Genomic DNA, 20428 nt, shown 5'->3' on the forward strand with positions numbered 1-20428 from the left:
TGGATACGAAACGCCCGGCGAAGCGGATTGGTTCAAAAAATTGTGTACAATCCGCCGCTCAAATGTCTTAATGGTGTCCTTCCCGCGCAGCGACGGTCTTTGCCGTGATGCTGGCCGTGTATTTTTTGCCCACAGATTGAACAAGAGGCGACAAGCAATGGGACGTTTGACCACACACGTACTGGATGCCGCGCATGGCTGCCCGGGCAGCTCGATCAAGGTCGAGCTGTACCGTGTCGAAGGCCAGCAGCTCGAACTGGTGACTACTGCCCTGACCAACAGCGATGGCCGCGTCGACGCGCCGCTGCTGCAGGGTGACGACTACCGCACCGGCGTCTACCAGCTGCAGTTCAGCGCCGGCGATTACTACCGCGCCCGCGGTGTGCAGCTGCCAGCCCAGGCGTTCCTGGATGTTGTCGTGCTGCGTTTTGGCATTGACCAGCAGCAAGAGCACTACCACGTACCACTGCTGATCTCGCCGTACAGCTATTCGACCTATCGTGGAAGCTAGTTGGTCGCTAGAAGAATCTTCGTAGGTCCTTGGCCCGCTCTCACACTGGCGGGCTTTTTTTCGTCTGTTGGAAAGTGATGTGGTGGGGTTTAGAGGAGTGGCGCCTGTGAGATCGAGCGCCGCCCGCGCGGCGCATCGCGAGCTGCGCTCGCTCCTTCGTTTGATTCAGGCCAGTAAAGCCTGTGACAGGCGCGCGACCGCCTGGTTGGTGCGACGCGATATCCCGTCGTGCGCCAAGGCGTACGCGCGCAAATCCCCCAGGAATAATTGGCCCGAAACAACCGTAGGAGCGAGCGCAGCTCACGATGCGCCGCGCGGGCGGCGCTCGATCTCACAGGCGCCAGATCTACTGCGACAAACCAACAAAGGGCGCCGAAGCGCCCTTGGTCGCTGCAGCAGGGGTTCAGAGGAACACGAACTTGGCAATGAAGATCGCGCACAGTACCCACAGGCTGGCGGAAATTTCCTTGTACTTGCCGGTACCCGCCTTCAGCGCCACGTAGCTGATGAAGCCCAGGGCGATACCATCGGCGACGGAGAAGGTCAGCGGCATCATTATCACCGTGACGATTGCCGGGATGCTGTCGGTAGCTTCGTCCCAATGAATGTGGGCCATGCTGCCCATCATCAGCATCGCCACGTAAATCAGCGCGCCGGCAGTCGCATAAGCGGGAATCATTCCGGCCAATGGCGCGAAGAACATCGCGGCAATGAACAGCACGCCGACCACCACTGCCGTCAGCCCGGTGCGGCCACCTGCGGCAACCCCTGCAGCACTCTCCACATAGCTGGTCACCGGCGGTACACCGACCACGGCACCGAACACGCTCGAAGCACTGTCGGCCTTCAGCGCCCGCGACAGATTCTCGATGCGCCCGTCCGGCGCCACCAGGTTGGCCCGCTGCGCCACGCCCATCAAGGTGCCGGCCGTGTCGAACATATGCACGAAGAGAAATGCCAGCACCACGCTGATCATGCTGACGTTGAACACCCCGGCCACATCCATGGCCATCCAGGTCGGGGCCAGGCTCGGTGGCATCGATATCACCCCGCCGAACTTGACCAGGCCCAGGCCCCAGCCCGCCAGGGTGACGCCGATGATGCTGATCAGGATTGCACCGAACACCCGTTTGTAGCTGAGGATGGCGATCAGCAGGAAGCACAGCGCCGCCAGCAGCGGCCCCGGCTCGTGCAGCGAGCCCAGCTTGATCAGGGTGGCAGGGCTGTCGACGATGATGCCTGCGGTTTTCAGGCCGATCAGCCCGAGAAACAGTCCGACGCCGGCCCCCATGGCATGGCGCAGGCTGACCGGGATGCTGTTGAGCAACCATTCGCGCACTTTCGACAAGGTCAGGAACATGAACAGCACGCCCGAGACGAACACCGCCCCGAGTGCCGTTTCCCAGTTGTAGCCCATGGTGCCGACCACGGTGTAGGTGAAGAAGGCGTTGAGACCCATGCCGGGGGCCAGGCCCACCGGCCAGTTGGCATACAGGCCCATCAACAGGCAGCCCAGCGCGGCGGCGATGCAGGTGGCGACGAAGGCGGCGCCGTGGTCGATGCCGGCGTCGGCCATGATGTTGGGGTTGACGAAGATGATGTAGGCCATGGTGATGAAGGTAGTCACCCCGGCGATCATTTCGGTCCTGACGGTACTGCCGTGTTGCTTGAGTTTGAAAATCCGCTCCAGCCAGCTCGTTTCGAGCGGTGGGGCGAGATCCAGCGTAGGGGCTTCGGATTTGCGGCTTTCCACAGCAGGTACTCCTCAAGTCTTTCTTGTTGTTCTTGGGCCCGGTTCCTGCGCAATGCACTTGGCGGCCCCGCGAGGGAAGGCAGACGTCTGACCGCTTTTGTTGACTTGCAGGTCAAGAAGTTGCTCGGTGGATTATGCTTTTGTGTACAAAGAATGCAAATAATGTTTTATCTTTTGTGCGCGCAATGTGGCGTACAACGGCTATATAGGTAAAAGGCCACCTGCAGAATCGGCTCAGCCTGTGTACAATGGCGCCATACTTTCCTTCGTGCCTCGAGAGCCCATGAACGAACAGCTGCAACCTCTGAAGAAACCTGCGCGCAACGGCAAGGCCGGCCGCAGTGGTACCCAGGACGACATCGTCTACGCGCATATCTTCGAGGCGATCCTCGAACAGCGTCTGGCTCCGGGCACCAAGTTGAGCGAGGAAGCGCTGGGCGAGATCTTCGGCGTCAGCCGCACCATCATCCGCCGCGCCTTGTCGCGCCTGGCCCACGAGAGCGTGGTGCTGCTGCGGCCAAACCGTGGCGCGGTGGTGGCCAGCCCCACCGTGGAAGAAGCCCGTCAGGTGTTCTTCTCGCGGCGCATGGTCGAGCGGGCCATCACCGAGCTGGCGGTGCAGCACGCCACGCCAGAGCAGCTCAACGAACTGCGGCAGATGGTGCGTGACGAGCGCGACAGTTTCTCCCGTGGTGACCGGGGCGCCGGCATCCGCCTGTCCGGCGAGTTCCACCTCAAGCTGGCAGAGGCTGCGGGTAACGCGCCACTGGTCAGCTTCCAGCGCAGCCTGGTGTCGCAGACCTCGCTGATCATTGCCCAGTACGAAAGCGGCAACCGCTCGCACTGCTCGTATGACGAGCACATGCAACTGATCGATGCCATCGAAGCGCGTGACGCCGAGCAGGCCGTGAGCCTGATGATGCACCACATGGACCACATCGACAGCAAGCTGAATCTGGACGAGGAAAGCGCCTCGGACGACCTGCATGCGGTGTTTTCGCACTTGCTGAAAAAGCCCAAGGTGGCCGCCAAGGGTTGATCGTTTGCCTGAATGAACGAAGGGGCCGCTTGCGGCCCCTTTCTGTTATCAGCGCTGGTGCACGCAACGCCCGGCGGCGTAGGTTTCGCGCACGGTGCGATCATCGCCCAAGGTGGTAAGCACGAACAGCGTCTCTTCAATGCTGTTGGACTGCTGGATACGGTAGTCCAGCAACGGCGTGACCTTGTAGTCCAGCACCACGAAGTCGGCATCGTTACCCGGGCGCAGGCTGCCGATGCGGTCGTCGAGACGCAGCGCACGGGCGCCGCCCAGGGTGGCCAGGTACAGCGACTTGTACGGGTGCAGGCGCGCGCCCTGCAGCTGCATCACCTTGTACGCTTCGTTGAGGGTGTTGAGCAGCGAGAAGCTGGTGCCGGCGCCGACGTCGGTGCCCAGCCCCACATTGACCTTGAAGCGTTCGGCCTGGGGCAGGTTGAACAGGCCGCTGCCGAGGAACAGGTTGGAGGTGGGGCAGAAGGCCACGGCCGAGCCGGTCTCGGCCAGGCGCTGGCATTCCTCGTCGCACAGGTGCACGCCGTGGGCGAACACCGAGCGCTCGCCCAGCAGCTGGAAGTGGTCATACACGTCGAGGTAGCCCTTCTGCTCGGGGAACAGCGACTTGACCCAATCGATTTCCTTGAGGTTTTCCGACAGGTGCGTGTGCATGTACACGCCCGGGTGCTCCTTGAGCAACTGGCCGGCGAGGGTCAGCTGTTGTGGGGTGCTGGTCGGGGCGAAGCGTGGGGTGACGGCATAGTGCAGACGGCCCTTGCCATGCCAGCGCTCGATCAGGGCCTTGCTTTCGGCGTAGCCAGACTCGGCGGTGTCGGTCAGGTAGTCCGGGGCGTTACGGTCCATCATCACCTTGCCGGCGATCAGGCGCAGGTCGAGGCGCTCGGCCTCTTCGAACAGCGCGTTGACCGATTCCGGGTGCACGCTGCCGAACACCAGCGCAGTGGTGGTGCCGTTGCGTAGCAGTTCCTTGAGGAAGATCTTCGCGACCTGATCGGCGTGATCCTTGTCGGCAAACTGCTTTTCGCAAGGGAAGGTGTAGGTATTCAGCCAGTCCAGCAGCTGTTCGCCGTAGGAACCGATCATGCCGGTCTGCGGGAAGTGGATATGGGTGTCGATGAAGCCTGGAGTGATCAACGCGTCCTGGTAGTGCTCGACCGGGATGTCGGCATCCAGGCTCGGCAGCAGTTCGCTGGCATGGCCAACGGCACGGATACGGCCATCGTCGACCACCAGCAGGCCGTCCTCGAAATACTCATGGGAAGCTTCCAGGCCTACCTCGGCCGGGTCGGCGATGCTGTGCAGGATGGCGGCACGGTAGGCTTTGCGGGTAACGGTCATAACACACTCGTCAATGGGCTTGGCTGCGCCGGGAGGGCGGCAGCAACTGGGCAATGGGGCCGGCATTGGCCGCAGCGTCGTGCTGGCCGAAGCAGGCGTTGTAGGTGGCGATGATCTCGGCGGCGATGGACACGGCGATCTCGATGGGCAGCTTGCCCTTGACCTCGGCCAGACCCATCGGGCAGCGCATGCGCGCCAGCACGGCATTGTCGTAGCCGCGTTCGCGCAGGCGGTGTTCGAACTTGACCCGTTTGGTCTTCGAGCCGATCAGGCCGAACCAGGTGAAGTCGTTGCGCTTGAGGATGGCCGCGGTCAGCTCCAGGTCGAGCTGGTGGTTGTGGGTCATGACGATGCAGTAGCAGCCCGGTGGCAGGCTGGCGACTTCGTCGACCGGTTCTTCGCTGACCACCTTGGTTACCCCGTCGGGCACCCGGGCCGGGAATTCCTGCTCGCGCGAATCGATCCAGCGCACCCGGCAGGGCAACGCGGCGAGCAAGGGTACCAGAGCGCGGCCGACATGGCCCGCGCCGAACACGGCGATCTGCGCCTGCACCGCGGCCATGGGTTCGAACAGCAGCACGGTGACGCCGCCGCAGCACTGGCCCAGGCTGGCGCCGAGACTGAAGCGTTCCAGGTGCGGGGTACTGCGTTGCTCCTCCAGCATCTGCCGGGCGATGTGCAGCGCCTTGTATTCCAGATGGCCGCCGCCGATGGTGTCGAACAGGCCGGTGGCGCTGACAACCATTTTCGAGCCAGCGTTGCGCGGGGTCGAGCCGCGCTCCTCGATGATGGTGACCAGCACGCAGGCTTCGCCACGGGACTGGTGGTCGGCAAGGGCGTTGATCCATTGGTGCATGATGCAACCTCTCTAAGCCATGCTGCAGATCCTGTGGGAGCGGGTTTACCCGCGAATGCGGCGCTGAAGCCACTATCGCATTCGCGGGTAAACCCGCTCCTACAGGCCCCTGCATTGTCAATGAGGCACGGTTTCCAGTTCCGGCTCGGCAGGTTGCGCCGCAGCCACCGCCTTGCGCATCTGCTCGCAACCCCACAACACCCGCTCCGGTGTTGCCGGTGCATCGATGGCCGGCTGCACGCGGTAGTCGGCGATGCTGGCCACGGCGTCCTTGATCGCGCACCAGGCCGCGATGCCGAGCATGAACGGCGGCTCACCCACGGCCTTGGAATGGAATACGGTGTCCTCCGGGTTCTTGCGGTTTTCCACCAGTTTCACCCGCAGGTCCAGCGGCATGTCGGCCACGGCCGGGATCTTGTAGCTGGCCGGGCCGTTGGTCACCAGCTTGCCCTTGGCGTTCCACACCAGTTCTTCGCTGGTCAGCCAGCCCATGCCCTGGATGAAGCCGCCTTCCACCTGGCCAATGTCGATGGCCGGGTTCAGCGAAGCGCCCACGTCGTGCAGGATATCGGCGCGCAGCATCTTGTATTCGCCGGTCAGGGTGTCGACGATCACCTCCACGCAAGCGGCGCCGAAGGCAAAGTAGTAGAACGGCCGGCCGCGCGCCTGGTTGCGGTCGTAGTAGATCTTCGGTGTGCGGTAGAAACCAGTGCTGGACAGTGACACCTGGGCGAAGTAGGCCTGCTGCACCAACTGCTCGAAGCTGACGATCTGGTCGCGCACGCGCACATGGCCGTTGCGGAACTCGACGTCTTCCTCGGTTACCTGATAGTGCCGCGCGGCAAACTCGGTCAGGCGCTTCTTGAGGATTTCGGCGGCATTCTGCGCAGCCTTGCCGTTCAGGTCGGCGCCACTGGACGCGGCGGTCGGCGAGGTATTGGGCACCTTGTCGGTATTGGTGGCAGTGATCTGGATACGGCTGAAATCGACCTGGAAGACCTGCGCCACCACCTGGGCGACCTTGGTGTTCAGGCCCTGGCCCATCTCGGTGCCGCCGTGGTTGAGGTGGATGCTGCCGTCGGTATAGATGTGAATCAGCGCACCGGCCTGGTTGAGGAAGGTGGCGGTGAACGAGATGCCGAACTTGACCGGGGTCAGCGCCAGGCCCTTTTTCAGCACCGGGCTGTTGGCATTGAAGCGGCGGATAGATTCGCGGCGCTCGGCATAGTCGCTGCTGGCTTCCAGTTCAGCGGTCATTTCCTCGAGCATGTTGTGCTCGACGGTCTGGTAGTAGTGAGTGACGTTACGCTCGTTCTTGCCGTAGTAGTTGGCCTTGCGCACCGCCAGCGGGTCGCGGCCCAGGTGGCGGGCGATGTGGTCCATCACCTGCTCGATGGCGACCATCCCCTGCGGGCCGCCGAAGCCGCGGTAGGCGGTATTGGACGCGGTGTTGGTCTTGCAGCGGTGGCCGTGCACGGTGGCATCGCCCAGGTAGTAGGCGTTGTCGGAGTGGAACATGGCACGGTCGACGATCGAGCCGGACAGGTCAGGTGAATACCCGCAGTTGCCGGCCAAGTCGAGGTTGATGCCCTGCAAGCGGCCGTCGTCATCGAAGCCCACGTCATACTCGACATAGAAGGGGTGGCGCTTGCCGGTCATGGTCATGTCTTCGACCCTTGGCAGGCGCATCTTGGTCGGCTGCCCGGTCAGGCGCGCAATGACGGCACACAGGCACGCCGGGCTGGCAGCCTGGGTTTCCTTGCCGCCAAAACCACCACCCATGCGGCGCATGTCCAGTACCACCTTGTTCATTGGCACATCGAGAACCTCGGCGACCAGCTTCTGCACCTCGGTGGGGTTCTGCGTGGAGCAGTAGACGAGCATGCCGCCATCTTCGGTGGGCATTACCGAAGAGATCTGCGTTTCCAGGTAGAAATGCTCCTGGCCACCGATGTGCAGGGTGCCCTGGAGGCGGTGCGGGGCAGTGGCCAGGGCGCCAGCAGCGTCGCCGCGCTGGTGGGTGTGGCTGTCGAGCACGAAGTGTTTCTTGCGCAGCGCTTCGACCACATCCAGCACCGGCTCCAGGTCTTCATACTCGATGATCGCGGCCATCGCCGCACGGCGTGCGGTGTCGAGATCGCGGGCGGCCACGGCGAGCACCGGCTGGCCGAAGTACTCGACCTTGTCGATGGCCAGCAACGGGTCGCCGGCCACCACCGGGCCGATGTCCTTGAGGCCGGGAATGTCTTCATGGGTGATGGCGATGCGCACACCGTCGAAGGCATAGCAGGGCGCGGTGTCGATGCGCAGGATGCGCGCATGGGCGCGATCGGAGGTGCGGGCGTAGACGTGCAACTGGTTGGGGAATTCCAGCCGGTCGTCGATGTACACGGCCTCGCCGGACACATGCTTGTCGGCGCTGTCATGCTTGACGCTGCGGCCAACCCCGGTGGTCAGATCCTGGCTGAACAGCTCGGCCATCTCGGCCTGGCTCTTGGCTACGTGATGGTTAGACATAAGCGGTCACCCGGGTTTCGATGTACGGCGTTTGCTGTTCGATGAAGTACTTGCGCAGCAGGTTCTGCGCGGTCAGCAGGCGGTATTCCTTGCTGGCACGGAAGTCGCTGAGGGGGGTGAAGTCTTCGGCCAGGGCCTGGCAGGCACGCTCGATGGTGGCCTGGTTCCATGGCTTGCCGCGCAACGCTGCCTCGCAGGCGCGGGCGCGTTTGGGGATGGCCGCCATGCCGCCGAAAGCGATGCGCACGCCGCTGACCACACCGTCTTCGATGCTCAAGTTGAAGGCGCCACACACCGCGGAGATGTCATCGTCCAGGCGCTTGGATACCTTGTAGGCGCGAAACGCCCAGTCGGAGGTGGCACGCGGCACGATGATCTTCTCGATGAATTCGCTGTCCTGGCGGGCAGTGATGCGGTAGTCGATGAAATAGTCTTCCAGCGCCATCACCCGCTGGCGCTCGCCCTGGCGCAGGACAATCTGCGCGTCCAGGGCAATCAGCAGGGGCGGCGAGTCGCCGATCGGCGAAGCGTTGCCGATATTGCCGCCCAGGGTGCCTTGGTTGCGGATCTGCAGCGAGGCGAAACGGTGCAGCAGGGCGCCGAAGTCGGGGTACTCCTCGTTGAGTGCGCCGTAACAGTCGGTGAGTGGGGTAGCGGCGCCAATCTCCAGGTGGCTGGCGGTTTTCTCGATGCGCTTGAGCTCGGCCACGTGGCCGACGTAGATCATCACCGGCAAGGTCTTGTGGAACTGGGTGACTTCCAGGGCCAGATCGGTGCCGCCGGCCAGCAGCCGCGCCTCGGGGTGCGAGCTGTACAGGTCGGCCAGGTCGGCCACGGTCAGCGGCACCAGGCAGCGTTTGTCGCCGCTGTTCAGCTCACCGGTGTGGGTTGGCGCAATCGCCTTGAGGCGGCTGATGGTCTGCGCCTGCTGGGCATCGAACTGGTCGCGGCACGGCTGCCGGCAGCTCTGCTCGGCGGCTTCGAGGATCGGCCGGTAGCCAGTGCAGCGGCACAGGTTGCCGGCCAGGGCCTCCTGAGCCTGGTGCAGGTCGGGGCCATTGCTGTTCTTCTGCAGGGCGAACAGCGACATGACGAAGCCAGGGGTGCAGAAGCCGCATTGCGAACCATGGCAATCGGCCATGGCCTGTTGCACGCTGTGCAGTTGCCCCTGGTGCTTGAGCCCCTCGACGCTGATCAGTTGCTTGCCGTGCAGCGACGAAACAAACGTCAGGCACGAGTTGAGGCTGCGGTAGCGCAGGCTGTCGTTGCCCTGGTCGTCCTGGGTCAGTTCGCCGACCACCACGGTGCAGGCGCCGCAGTCACCACTGGCGCAGCCCTCCTTGGTGCCAGGTTTGCCCAGGTGCTCGCGCAGGTACTGCAGCACCGTCATGTTCGGGTCCAGGGCATGCTCACTACGCAGCTCCTGGTTGACGAGAAACTGGATCACGGGGATAGCCTCGCAATGGTTTTATTGTTGTTGGGCGGACTCTAAGCAACACTTGTCCTGCTGGTCAATAATTTTCTGACTCGAAGGTCAGGAAATTATGTATGTAGCTGCCCAACGGTTCACATTGCCCATATGCCAAGCATAGATCGCGCCGGGCGCGGGGTTGCCTGGCGGGTCAAATAATCCGCCTGGCCCCTCTGCGCGATTACCGGGCAAGTGCGCTACAATCCGCTGCTTGTGCCCAGTTCACTGATTTTGAAGGACAACCATGACGTTCAAGGCCCCGGACAGCCTCTCCGAGCAGATTGCCGATTACCTGGCCGAACGCATCATCCGCGGCGAGCTGGTGCCAGGCGAGCGTATCCAGGAGCAGAAGGTCACCCAGGCGCTCAACGTCAGCCGTGGCTCGGTGCGTGAAGCGCTGCTGATTCTCGAGCGCCGGCACCTGGTGGCGATCCTGCCGCGCCGCGGTGCCCACGTGACCAAGCTGGACGAGCGCGGCGTACGCAGCCTGTGTGCGCTGATGAGCGAGTTCTACATCCTGCTGGGCAATGCGGTCGCGCAAAAATGGCGCACCGATGCCGACCTGCGCCCGTTCCTGGACATCCAGCAGCGCCTGCAGCGGGCGCATCAGCAGCTCGATATCAAGGCCTTCGTCGCCGACAGTTTCGCGGTCATGCGTGCGGCCTATTCGTTCGCCGATAACCCGTTCCTGCAGGAAACCGTGGAAAACCTGCAGCCAGCCATGAGCCGCGCCTACTACCTGGCGCTGGACCAGCGCCAGGCCAGCATGAGCGATTACCTCGACCTGTTCGCCCGCCTGCTCGACGCCGTGGTCGCCCGCGACCTGCCGCGCATCCGCGAGGTGCTCACCGCCTACTGCCAGCGCAGCTGCGAACTGGTGCTGGCGGCGCTGGCCCGAGTCTGACCGATGCGCCTGAAGTGCATTCGCCTGGCCGGGTTCAAGTCGTTCGTCGACCCGACCACGGTCAATTTCCCCAGCAACATGGCGGCCGTGGTCGGCCCCAACGGCTGTGGCAAGTCCAATATCATCGATGCCGTGCGTTGGGTAATGGGCGAGAGTTCGGCGAAGAACCTGCGTGGCGAGTCGATGACCGACGTCATCTTCAACGGCTCCAGTGGCCGCAAGCCGGTCAGCCAGGCCAGCATCGAACTGGTGTTCGACAACAGCGAAACCACCCTGGTCGGCGAATACGCTGCCTACGCCGAAATCTCGATCCGTCGCAAGGTCACCCGTGACGGGCAGAACAGCTACTACCTCAATGGCACCAAGTGCCGGCGCCGCGACATTACCGATATCTTCCTCGGTACCGGCCTCGGGCCGCGCAGCTATTCGATCATCGAACAGGGGATGATCTCCAAGCTGATCGAGGCCAAGCCCGAGGAGCTGCGCAACTTCATCGAGGAAGCCGCCGGTATTTCCAAATACAAGGAACGCCGCCGCGAAACCGAGAACCGCATCCGCCGCACCCAGGAAAACCTGGCGCGCCTGACCGACCTGCGCGAAGAGCTGGAACGCCAGCTGGAGCGTCTGCACCGGCAGGCCCAGGCCGCGGAAAGGTACCGCGAATACAAGGCCCAGGAACGCCAGCTGAAGGCTCGCCTGTCGGCCTTGCGCTGGCGTGACCTGGATGCACGCGTGCGCCAGCGCGAGGCCGTGATCGGCGACCAGGACGTGGCCCATGAAGCGTTGGTCGCCGAGCAGCGCAACGCCGATGCCAGTATCGAGCGCCTGCGCGACAGCCATCACGAATTGTCCGAGCGCTTCAACCAGGTGCAGGGCCGCTTCTATTCGGTGGCAGGGGATATCGCCCGGGTCGAGCAGAGCATCCAGCACGGCCAGCAGCGCCTGCGCCAGTTGCAGGATGACTTCAAGGAAGCCGAGCGCACGCGCCTGGAGACCGAATCGCACCTGGGCCACGACCGCACTCTGCTGGCGACCCTGGGCGAAGAGCTGGCCATGCTTGAGCCCGAGCAGGAAATGACCTTGGCCGCTGCTGAAGAAGCCGCCGCCGCTCTTGAAGAGGCCGAACTGGGCATGCACGGCTGGCAGGAGCAGTGGGACAGCTTCAACAGCCGCTCCGCCGAGCCGCGCCGTCAGGCCGAAGTACAGCAGGCGCGCCTAGTGCAGCTGGAGGCCAGTCTCGAACGGCTGGCCGAACGCCAGCGCAAGCTGGGCGAGGAGCGCGAGCAACTGGGCAGCGATCCGCAGGACGCCGCCATGCTGGAATTGTCCGAGCAGTTGGCCAGCAGCGAAATGTTGCTCGAAGAACTGCAGTTGTCCGAAGAGCAGGTGGTCGAGCGCCTGGAAGGCCTGCGTCAGCAACTGCAACAGGCCACCCAGGCCCAGCAGCAGGCGCAGGGCGACCTGCAGCGCCTGGGCGGCCGCCTGGCTTCACTCGAAGCCTTGCAGCAGGCTGCGCTGGAGCCGGGCGCAGGGGTGGCCGACTGGCTGCACGGCCAAGGCCTTGAGCTGCAACCACGCCTGGCTGAAGGGCTGCGCGTGGAGCCGGGCTGGGAGCTGGCCGTGGAAACGGTGCTTGGCGCCGACTTGCAGGCGGTGTTGGTAGACGATTTCAACCGCCTCGATTTTGCCGGCCTGGAGCAGGGCGAGTTGCGTCTGCTGCTGGCCAGCGGCGACAGTGCTTCGCTGCCTGGCAGCTTGCTGGAAAAGGTCTCCGGCGGTATCGACCTGGCGCCTTGGCTGGGCCTGGTGCGGCCTGTCGAAGACCTGGCACAAGCGCTGGCGCAGCGCGCCTCGCTCGGTGACGGCCAGAGCCTGGTCAGCCGCGATGGCTACTGGGTTGGCCGGCATTTCCTGCGCATACGCCGTGGCGGCGAGGCCGAAGGCGGGGTGCTGGCGCGTGGCCAGGAAATCGAACGCCTGGGCCATGAACAGGCGCAGCAGGAAGCGGCGCTCGAGCAGCTGGAGCAGCAGTTGCAGGCCCTGCGCGAGCAACAGCTGGGCCTGGAGGAGCAGCGTGAGCAGCTGCGCCGCCGTACCCAGGAAGAAAACCGCCATCACGGCGAGCTCAGGGCCAGCCTGTCAGCCGTTCGGGCGCGCGCCGAGCAGGTCGAGTTGCGGCGCCAACGCCTGCAGGAAGAGCTGGTTGAAGTGGAACAGCAGCGGGCCCTGGAGCACGAGCAGCTGGGCGAAGCGCGCCTGCTGTTGCAGGAGGCCCTTGAGCTGATGGCCCAGGACACCGAGCAGCGCGAGCAGTTGATGGCCCGTCGCGACACCCTGCGCGAAAGCCTCGACCGCGTGCGCCAGGAGGCCCGCCAGCACAAGGACCACGCCCACCAGTTGGCCGTGCGCCTGGGTTCGCTGCGCGCCCAGCACGATTCCACCCGGCAGGCCCTGGAGCGTCTGGAGCAGCAGGCCGCGCGCCTGACCGAGCGGCAGGAACAACTGAGCCTGAACCTGGAAGAAGGCGCGGCGCCGCTGGAGGAGTTGCGCCTGAAGCTCGAAGCGCTGCTGGAGCAGCGCATGGGCGTCGATGAGGAAATGCGCCTGGCCCGCCTGCACATGGACGAAGCGGACCGTGAGTTGCGCGATGCCGAGAAGCGCCGTACCCAGGCCGAACAGCAAGCCCAGCTGCTGCGCGGCCAGCTGGAGCAGTTGCGTCTGGAATGCCAGGGCCTGGACGTGCGGCGCAAGACCCTGCAGGAACAGCTGCTGGCCGATGGCTACGATCTGCAGGGCGTGCTTGCCACCCTCGAGGCTGAGGCCACCGAGCAGGGCACCGAGCAGGAACTGCAACAACTCGATGCGCGGGTCCAGCGCCTGGGGGCGATCAACCTGGCGGCCATCGAGGAGTATGAACAGCAGTCCGAGCGCAAGCGTTACCTGGATGCTCAGGACGCCGACCTGGCCGAAGCGCTGGAGACCCTGGAAAACGTCATTCGCAAGATCGACAAGGAAACCCGCAACCGTTTCAAGGATACCTTTGATCAGATAAATGCCGGATTACAGGCACTTTTCCCAAAAGTTTTCGGTGGTGGCAGCGCTTATCTGGAACTGACGGGCGAAGATCTACTCGATACAGGGGTGACGATCATGGCGCGACCACCGGGCAAGAAGAACAGCACCATCCATTTGCTGTCCGGCGGCGAGAAGGCACTGACCGCGTTGGCGCTGGTGTTTGCCATCTTCAAGTTGAACCCCGCACCGTTCTGCATGCTCGACGAGGTCGATGCGCCGCTGGACGATGCCAACGTCGGGCGCTATGCCCGCCTGGTCAAGGAAATGAGTGAAAGCGTGCAGTTCATCTATATCACCCACAACAAGATCGCGATGGAAATGGCCGACCAGTTGATGGGGGTGACCATGCATGAACCGGGCTGCTCAAGGCTGGTAGCGGTGGACGTGGAGGAGGCCATGGCCATGGTCGACGCCTGATACGCGACGATGGGGCATATTCTGTAGCGAAATGCCCCCGCCATGTGCGACAGACGGTGTAAAGTTGTCTTTGGTCGTGCTAGCTTAATGTCACTCGTTTTTTGCGTGGGTAAAACGCCTGTCAGAACATAGAGTTGGCGCCACGTGTTAAAGGGCTTTGAACCCTTTGTTTTCAAGCATATTTTTATAGAGGCACGGGATTACATGGAAATCGGTCTGCGCGAGTGGCTGATCGTCATCGGCATCATTGTCATTGCCGGGATTCTTTTCGACGGCTGGCGCCGCATGCGCGGCGGGAAAGGCAAGTTGAAATTCCGTCTGGATCGCAGTTATTCCAACCTGCCGGACGAAGAAGGCAATGCCGAAGTGCTTGGTCCGTCGCGGGTGCTGGAAACCCACAAGGAGCCTGAGCTGGATGAAAGCGACCTGCCGTCGCTCAGCGCTTCTGCACGTGACCGCGAACGCGAACCCAGGCCGGCCAAAGCCAGCAAGCGCAGCAAGCGAGCCACTGCGGCTGCCGAGGCGCAGCAGGGCGACCTGAACCTGAGTGCCGAGCCGCGTGAGGCCGACCTGTTTGCCGACAGCGATGACGACTTTGCTGCGGAAAACCCCCGCAGCAGCAACCCGGCATCTTCCAGCAGCAGCGTCAAGGAGCTGCCACCGGCCGAAGAAGTGCTGGTGATCAGCGTGATCTCCCGCGACGAGGGTGGCTTCAAGGGCCCGGCGCTGTTGCAGAACATTCTGGAAAGTGGCCTGCGCTTCGGCGAAATGGACATCTTCCACCGTCACGAGAGCATGGCCGGCCACGGTGAAGTGCTGTTCTCCATGGCCAACGCGGTCAAGCCTGGCGTATTCGACCTGGACGATATCGACCACTTCAGCACCCGTGCGGTGAGCTTCTTCCTCGGCCTGCCGGGCCCGCGTCATCCTAAGCAGGCTTTCGACGTGATGGTGGCTGCGGCGCGCAAGCTGGCCCACGAACTGAACGGCGAGCTCAAGGACGACCAGCGCAGCGTGCTGACCGCGCAGACCATCGAGCATTATCGCCAGCGCATCGTCGAGTTCGAGCGCCGTGCGCTGACCCAGAAGCGCTGACAGATCCAGACGAAAGAGCAGCCTGAGGGCGGTGCTGGACGCCCCCAGGCTGCTCTTTTGCTTTGCAAGAGAAGACAACCCCATGACCGTCGAATCCCGTATCCACGAACTCCGTCACCAGCTCGACCAGCACAACTACCGCTACTATGTGCTCGACGAGCCCAGCGTGCCCGATGCCGAATATGACCGCCTGTTCAACGAGCTCAAGGCGCTTGAAGCCGAACACCCGCACCTGGTGACCCCCGACTCGCCGACCCAGCGGGTTGGCGGCACGGCCTTGGCCGCGTTCAGCCAGGTGCGCCACGAAGTGCCCATGCTCAGCCTGGGCAACGCTTTCGAAGAAGCTGACCTGCGTGAGTTCGGCCGCCGCGTGGTCGATGGCCTCGACCAGCCCGGAGCAGTGGACTACAGCTGCGAACCCAAACTCGACGGCCTGGCAGTGAGCCTGCTGTACCGTGACGGCCTGTTGGTGCAGGGCGCTACCCGCGGTGACGGCGCAACTGGCGAAGACATCAGCGCCAATGTGCGCACCGTGCGCAACATTCCGCTCAAGCTGCATGGCGAGGGCTGGCCGGCGGTGCTGGAGGTGCGCGGCGAGGTGTACATGAGCAAGGCCGGTTTCGACCGGCTCAACGCCGCCCAGGCCGAGGCCGGTGGCAAGACTTTCGCCAACCCGCGCAACGCCGCTGCCGGTAGCTTGCGCCAGCTGGATTCGAAGATCACCGCCAGCCGTCCGCTGGAGTTCTGCTGCTATGGCGTCGGCCAGGTGTCGCAGAGCATCGGCGACAGCCACATCGGCATCCTTGAGCAGCTCAAGGCCTGGGGCCTGCCGATCAGTCGCGAGCTCAGGCACGCTGCCGGCATCGAAGAGTGCCTGGCCTACTATCGCGATATCGGCGAGCGGCGCAACAGCCTGCCTTACGAAATCGATGGTGTCGTGTTCAAGGTCAACAGCCTGGCTGCGCAACGCGAACTGGGCTTTCGCGCTCGTGAACCGCGCTGGGCGATCGCCCACAAGTTCCCTGCCATGGAAGAGCTGACCGAGGTGCTGGACGTCGAGTTTCAGGTCGGTCGCACCGGCGCGGTAACCCCGGTGGCCCGCCTGAAGCCTGTCAAGGTGGCTGGCGTGACCGTATCCAATGCCACCCTGCACAACATGGACGAAATCGCGCGCCTGGGCCTGCGCATTGGCGATACGGTGATCATCCGCCGCGCCGGGGACGTGATCCCGCAGGTGATGCAGGTGGTGCTGGAGCGCCGCCCGGAAGATGCCCGCCCGGTGCAAGTGCCAAGTCAATGTCCTGTATGCGGCTCGCAGGTCGAGCGTACCCAGCTGGTCAAGCGCAGCAAAGGCAAGGAAACCACCAGCGAAGGCGCGGTGTACCGCTGCGTCGGCCGCCTGGCCTGTGCTGCCCAGCTCAAGCAGGCGATCATTCACTACGTATCGCGACGCGCCATGGACATCGAAGGCCTGGGTGAGAAGAGCGTCGAGCAACTGGTGGACGAAGGCCTGATCGGCTCGCCGGCAGACCTGTACAAGCTGGAGTTCGAACAGATCGTCGGCCTGGAAGGCTTCGCCGAGGTTTCCAGCCGCAAGCTGCTGGACGCCATCGCAGCGAGCAAGCGCCCGAGCCTGGCGCGCTTTATCTATGCCCTGGGCATTCCCGATGTCGGCGAGGAGACCGCCAAGGTGCTGGCCCGTTCGCTGGGCAGCCTGGCGCGCGTGCAGCAGGCGCTGCCGCAAGTGCTCACCTACCTGCCGGACATCGGCCTGGAGGTGGCCTACGAGATTCACAATTTCTTCGAAGACGAGCACAACCAGAAGGTGATCAGGCAGCTGCTCGATAGCGGCATGCAGTTGCAGGACGAAGGCGACCTGGCTGCGGAATTCGCTGCCAGCACTACCCTGGCCGGGATGATCGCCAAGCTCGACATTGCTTCGGTTGGCCCGACCGGCGCCGAAAAGCTGGTGGCCAGGCTCGACAGCCTGGACAAGATCATCGCTGCTGACGGCATCGACCTGCGCCAGGCCCTGGCCGCCAAGCAGGCCGAGGCCGTGCGTGAATTCTTCAAGGTCGAAGCCAACCAGAAACTGGCGCGCGCCATCGAAGCGCAGTTGCTGGCGTTCGGCATGCACTGGAGCAGTGAGAAGAAAGTGGCCGAAGGCTTGCCACTGGCTGGCCAGACCTGGGTGCTGACCGGCACCCTGGAGCGCATGAGCCGTGACATTGCCAAGGAAAAGCTGGAAAGCCTGGGGGCCAAGGTGGCCGGTTCGGTGTCTGGCAAGACCCACTGCGTGGTGGCAGGGCCGGGGGCCGGTTCCAAGCTGGCCAAGGCCAGCGAGCTGGGGGTGAAGGTGCTGGACGAAGACGCCTTCGTCGCCTTCCTGGCCGAGCAGGGCATAGCCGTCTGACGCCCTGCGCAATTTCCTGTAGGAGCGGCCTTGCGTCGCGAAAGGGCCGCAAAGCGGCCCCGGCAATGTTGGCTCGAGACCCACGTCCAGGCTTGCACGGAAGCCCTGTCTTGCTCAGTCTCTGCAAGGTGACGCGCCCCGTGAAGGTGCGCGCCAATCCGCGAAGAGGCCCGCCAGGCCTTCTCAATCCGGACAAGTCATTGAGAAATGATGACTTTTTCTCGCCCCAGAGGTTGTATCTGCTCTCAAGACCGGTACAATGGCGCCACTCGCTGCTCAGCGAGCTCTGTAGTGGTGGTCCCATCGGTCCCCCCGCATTGATTACCCGTTAACCTGGTCAGGCCCGGAAGGGAGCAGCCATAGCGGGAACATCGAGTGCCGGGGTGTGGCTGGTGGGGCTGCCTCCATTACACAAGTCCTTGAATTCTCAAGGCTTTCTCGCAGAACTTCGTAGTTAACCAGTGCCTGATGCCACTATTTGGTGCGCCATCCCGGCATACTGACGACTTTCTAACCGGATGTGTATCGTCCCGCGTTTCGCACGGACGGCTGGCGATCCGAAGCGGAGCCTGCTCCAAGGTCTTGTTGCCAGTGCATGCCTTATTGCTGGGGAGCTGGCTTCTGAAAGGGCGTGGACTGCTTCAGTCCACCTCCATGAACCGCCGCCGGGTCAGGAACAGTACCGTACCCAGCGGTATGGCCAGGAGCATCAACAGCTCCAGGTCAAAGCCCAGCACCTGCTGCTGGCCGACTTTGAAAATGCCGACCGAGCCCGTTGCGAGCAACGTTACGCCCAGCCACTTGCGTAGCGGATAGGGTTTCAGGAATTTTACGACGACTGCGCCCGCTACCAGAAGGAGGGCGGCTTGCATGAAGTAAGGCATGTAGAGCACCTCAGGCCCTGATGACCGTCCTCACGGTAAAACGCTGCGGGTCAATCCCTCCATTTCCTTCATCGGTCTTGTACTGCCAAGTCTTTTCGAACTGCATGCGCGTATCCATTCGTGCATAAAAGAGGGGATTTTCCCCAGGCGATCGCTGAGATGCAAACGGTCTTGTTAGAGCTGGCGCCAGCGAACTTCGTTTGCATAAACGCTTTTGCTCAGCAATGTCGTTGAAACGTAAGTACTGTTCTCGGTGCACGGCGTTGACGGTCCTACCCTGGGTGTTTCGAGATAGACGTCGATCTGCCTCGTTGTTTTCCATACCCCGCTGCCGATAACTTCATCAGCCGCTGGAATGTCGGGCATGCCAGGTGATCCGCTTCCGGGCACTGCGCCGCATGCCGCAGGCCCTTGCTCATTGCCTGCAAGCGCCTGATCCGTGCATCCAGTTCGTCGGCCTTGGCGATCAGCAGCTGCCGGTCGACCTGCAGGTCCACCAGCATCGCTCCCACTTCATCCAGGGAAAACCCCGCCGCTTGCCCCAGCGCTATCAGTGCCAAGCGGTCTGCCACATCCGCGGCAAACTGCCGTCGTTGACCGCGCCCGGCAAGTGACTTGAGCAAGCCTTTCTTTTCGTAGTAACGCAGCGTCGAGGCGGGTACGCCTGTACGTCTGGCGACATCGGCAATGTCCATTTCTGGCCCTTGACTTGAAGTTGACTTCAACTTCTATGCTGCGCGGCGTAGTGATGACCGTCAACCTTCGAGGGCTTTTTCAATGACCTTTACTGCGATGCTTTCTGCTGCCTTGCCGATCGGCGTGGGTGCCACGCTGGTCATGGATGGGTGGGGCTTGTTGCTGCGGCGCCTGGGGGTCGCCACGCCGAACTTCGCCATGGTCGGGCGCTGGGTGGGGCATTTGTTGCAGGGGCGGGTGCGACATCAGGCAATTGCCCGTGCGGAGCCGGTGCGCCACGAACGGGTGTGGGGATGGCTGATTCATTACGCCATCGGCGTGCTGTTCGCCCTGCTGCTGGTGCTGACAGTCGGCGAAGGCTGGTTGCTGGCGCCGACCCTGTGGCCGGCGTTGATGGTGGGTGCAGGGACGGTGGTGGCGCCGCTGTGTCTCATGCAGCCGGCGATGGGGGCAGGGTTCTTCGCTTCGAAGACACCGGCACCGGCGCGCAACTGCCTGAGGAGCCTGATGACGCACGCGGTGTTCGGGGTAGGGCTGTTCCTCAGTGCAGCCCTGGTGGCGCTGGTGTGAGGGGCTTTTGCGGGGCGGGCCTGCTCATGGTTGGGCTACCGGCATGGCGTGCTGATGGCCCAGCCCTTGATAGCGCTGCACAATCCGTTCGATTTCCCCTGACTGCTTCATCCGCGCCAGCGCCCGCAGCAGCCCCTGGGTCGGTATCGCCGGATCATTGCGTACCATGCACCCCAGCTCCTGCTCGTCCAGCACCGTCAGCGCCTGCAGGCGCTGCCCATCCGGCAGGCCCCGGTTGAACCACTGCAATGACAGCTGGTTGCTGACTGCGTGGCGATAGCGGCCGGCTTGCAACTTCTGCAATACCAGCAACTGGTTGCGGCTGTCTTCGCGCCGCAAGCGGCCCTGGTCAAGCAAGGGCTGCAAGCCCGGGTAGCTGAAACCCAGAACTGTACCGATCGCCTGTGGCGGCAGTTGCTCAGGGGATATTGCCGTGCTGTCGCCCAGGCGACCGACCAGCAGGTCGCGCTGGTTGATCAGTGGGATGCTCCAGACGAAATTCCTCGGTGGGGCGTCGAACCACTGGTTGCTGACATAGCACCGCACGTCGATATCGCCATGCTCCATGGCCTCCTGCAGGCGCAGGCGGGCCATGACGTGGTACACAGGGCGTGCGCCCACCTCTCGGGCCAGTGCCTGCGTCAGGTCGTACAACAGGCCTTCCACTGGCTGGTCGGCTTCGATGCGCACCAGCGGCATGCTCCAGCTCTCGGCCACGGAAAAACGCAGCACCGCCTGTTCGGCGAGACATTGCGAGGTCCACAACAGCAGCAAGGCCAGCAGTCTTGGCAAAGGCATATCCTCCCTGGACAGCACATACAGTTTCTAGCTTAGACGAGCCGCGCGGGGTGCATTTTTGCCCCCGCTCCGCTAG

Annotated in this window: 15 protein-coding genes and 1 other RNA gene; 8 read left to right on the forward strand and 8 right to left on the reverse strand. The window is 63.3% G+C overall.

The window, feature by feature from the left end; genetic code table 11:
• Positions 1-157 precede the first annotated feature (157 nt).
• A complete protein-coding gene (uraH, locus tag ACVWZT_RS16735; protein WP_225778619.1) occupies positions 158-511 on the forward strand; it encodes a hydroxyisourate hydrolase in 354 nt (117 codons plus the stop codon).
• 403 nt (positions 512-914) lie between these two features.
• Here the strand turns inward: uraH and ACVWZT_RS16740 are convergent, their stop codons facing one another.
• Entirely contained in the window at positions 915-2264 is a 1350-nt protein-coding gene (locus tag ACVWZT_RS16740) for an NCS2 family permease (RefSeq protein WP_414707174.1), read from the reverse strand.
• A gap of 283 nt (positions 2265-2547) precedes the next feature.
• Between ACVWZT_RS16740 and ACVWZT_RS16745 the strand changes: the two genes are divergently transcribed.
• The gene (locus ACVWZT_RS16745) at positions 2548-3303 is read left to right on the forward strand and encodes a GntR family transcriptional regulator (RefSeq protein WP_186674849.1); all 756 of its coding nucleotides are present in this window, start codon (positions 2548-2550) and stop codon (positions 3301-3303) included.
• Positions 3304-3351: 48 nt separating this feature from the next.
• Here the strand turns inward: ACVWZT_RS16745 and guaD are convergent, their stop codons facing one another.
• From guaD to xdhA, 4 genes are all read right to left on the reverse strand, one after another.
• On the reverse strand, positions 3352-4656 hold the full coding sequence (gene guaD, locus ACVWZT_RS16750) for a guanine deaminase (protein ID WP_457470338.1): 1305 nt from the start codon (positions 4654-4656) through the stop codon (positions 3352-3354).
• Between the two features lie 10 nt (positions 4657-4666).
• A complete protein-coding gene (gene xdhC, locus ACVWZT_RS16755; RefSeq protein ID WP_296231442.1) occupies positions 4667-5512 on the reverse strand; it encodes a xanthine dehydrogenase accessory protein XdhC in 846 nt (281 codons plus the stop codon).
• Between the two features lie 117 nt (positions 5513-5629).
• Positions 5630-8029 (reverse strand): xanthine dehydrogenase molybdopterin binding subunit, encoded by a 2400-nt coding sequence (gene xdhB / locus ACVWZT_RS16760; RefSeq protein ID WP_457470340.1) that lies wholly within the window; start codon positions 8027-8029, stop codon positions 5630-5632.
• Positions 8022-9476: a xanthine dehydrogenase small subunit gene (gene xdhA / locus ACVWZT_RS16765; RefSeq protein WP_296231440.1), complete on the reverse strand. Its 1455-nt coding sequence runs from the start codon at positions 9474-9476 to the stop codon at positions 8022-8024. The genes xdhB and xdhA overlap by 8 nt, the downstream gene beginning before the upstream one ends.
• A gap of 268 nt (positions 9477-9744) precedes the next feature.
• Here xdhA and ACVWZT_RS16770 point away from each other — a divergent pair, with 268 nt between their 5' ends.
• The 5 genes from ACVWZT_RS16770 to ffs all read left to right on the forward strand — a co-directional run bounded on the left by ACVWZT_RS16770 (position 9745) and on the right by ffs (position 17802).
• On the forward strand, positions 9745-10404 hold the full coding sequence (locus ACVWZT_RS16770; protein WP_296231438.1) for a GntR family transcriptional regulator: 660 nt from the start codon (positions 9745-9747) through the stop codon (positions 10402-10404).
• Between the two features lie 3 nt (positions 10405-10407).
• Positions 10408-13896 carry a chromosome segregation protein SMC gene (smc, locus tag ACVWZT_RS16775; RefSeq protein WP_457470341.1) on the forward strand — a complete coding sequence of 1163 codons (3489 nt, stop codon included), beginning with the start codon at positions 10408-10410 and terminating at the stop codon, positions 13894-13896.
• Positions 13897-14100: 204 nt separating this feature from the next.
• Positions 14101-14991, forward strand: coding sequence for a cell division protein ZipA (gene zipA, locus ACVWZT_RS16780; protein ID WP_296231434.1), 891 nt, complete (start codon positions 14101-14103; stop codon positions 14989-14991).
• 82 nt (positions 14992-15073) lie between these two features.
• Positions 15074-17404: an NAD-dependent DNA ligase LigA gene (ligA, locus tag ACVWZT_RS16785; protein ID WP_457470344.1), complete on the forward strand. Its 2331-nt coding sequence runs from the start codon at positions 15074-15076 to the stop codon at positions 17402-17404.
• A 301-nt stretch (positions 17405-17705) separates the two neighbouring features.
• Positions 17706-17802: signal recognition particle sRNA small type (gene ffs, locus ACVWZT_RS16790), an RNA gene on the forward strand.
• A gap of 243 nt (positions 17803-18045) precedes the next feature.
• On the opposite strand, the gene ACVWZT_RS16795 is transcribed toward ffs, so the two are convergent.
• Both ACVWZT_RS16795 and ACVWZT_RS16800 read right to left on the reverse strand, forming a co-directional pair.
• Positions 18046-18288 carry a hypothetical protein gene (locus tag ACVWZT_RS16795; RefSeq protein ID WP_457470346.1) on the reverse strand — a complete coding sequence of 81 codons (243 nt, stop codon included), beginning with the start codon at positions 18286-18288 and terminating at the stop codon, positions 18046-18048.
• A 272-nt stretch (positions 18289-18560) separates the two neighbouring features.
• Entirely contained in the window at positions 18561-18983 is a 423-nt protein-coding gene (locus ACVWZT_RS16800; protein WP_296231423.1) for a helix-turn-helix domain-containing protein, read from the reverse strand.
• 82 nt (positions 18984-19065) lie between these two features.
• Between ACVWZT_RS16800 and ACVWZT_RS16805 the strand changes: the two genes are divergently transcribed.
• Positions 19066-19554 carry a DUF2938 domain-containing protein gene (locus ACVWZT_RS16805; RefSeq protein ID WP_457470348.1) on the forward strand — a complete coding sequence of 163 codons (489 nt, stop codon included), beginning with the start codon at positions 19066-19068 and terminating at the stop codon, positions 19552-19554.
• A gap of 24 nt (positions 19555-19578) precedes the next feature.
• Here ACVWZT_RS16805 and ACVWZT_RS16810 read toward each other — a convergent pair whose 3' ends face one another.
• Entirely contained in the window at positions 19579-20346 is a 768-nt protein-coding gene (locus tag ACVWZT_RS16810; protein WP_457470349.1) for a substrate-binding periplasmic protein, read from the reverse strand.
• Positions 20347-20428 lie beyond the last annotated feature (82 nt).

It is taken from the genome of Pseudomonas sp. TE21394 (assembly GCF_054057835.1).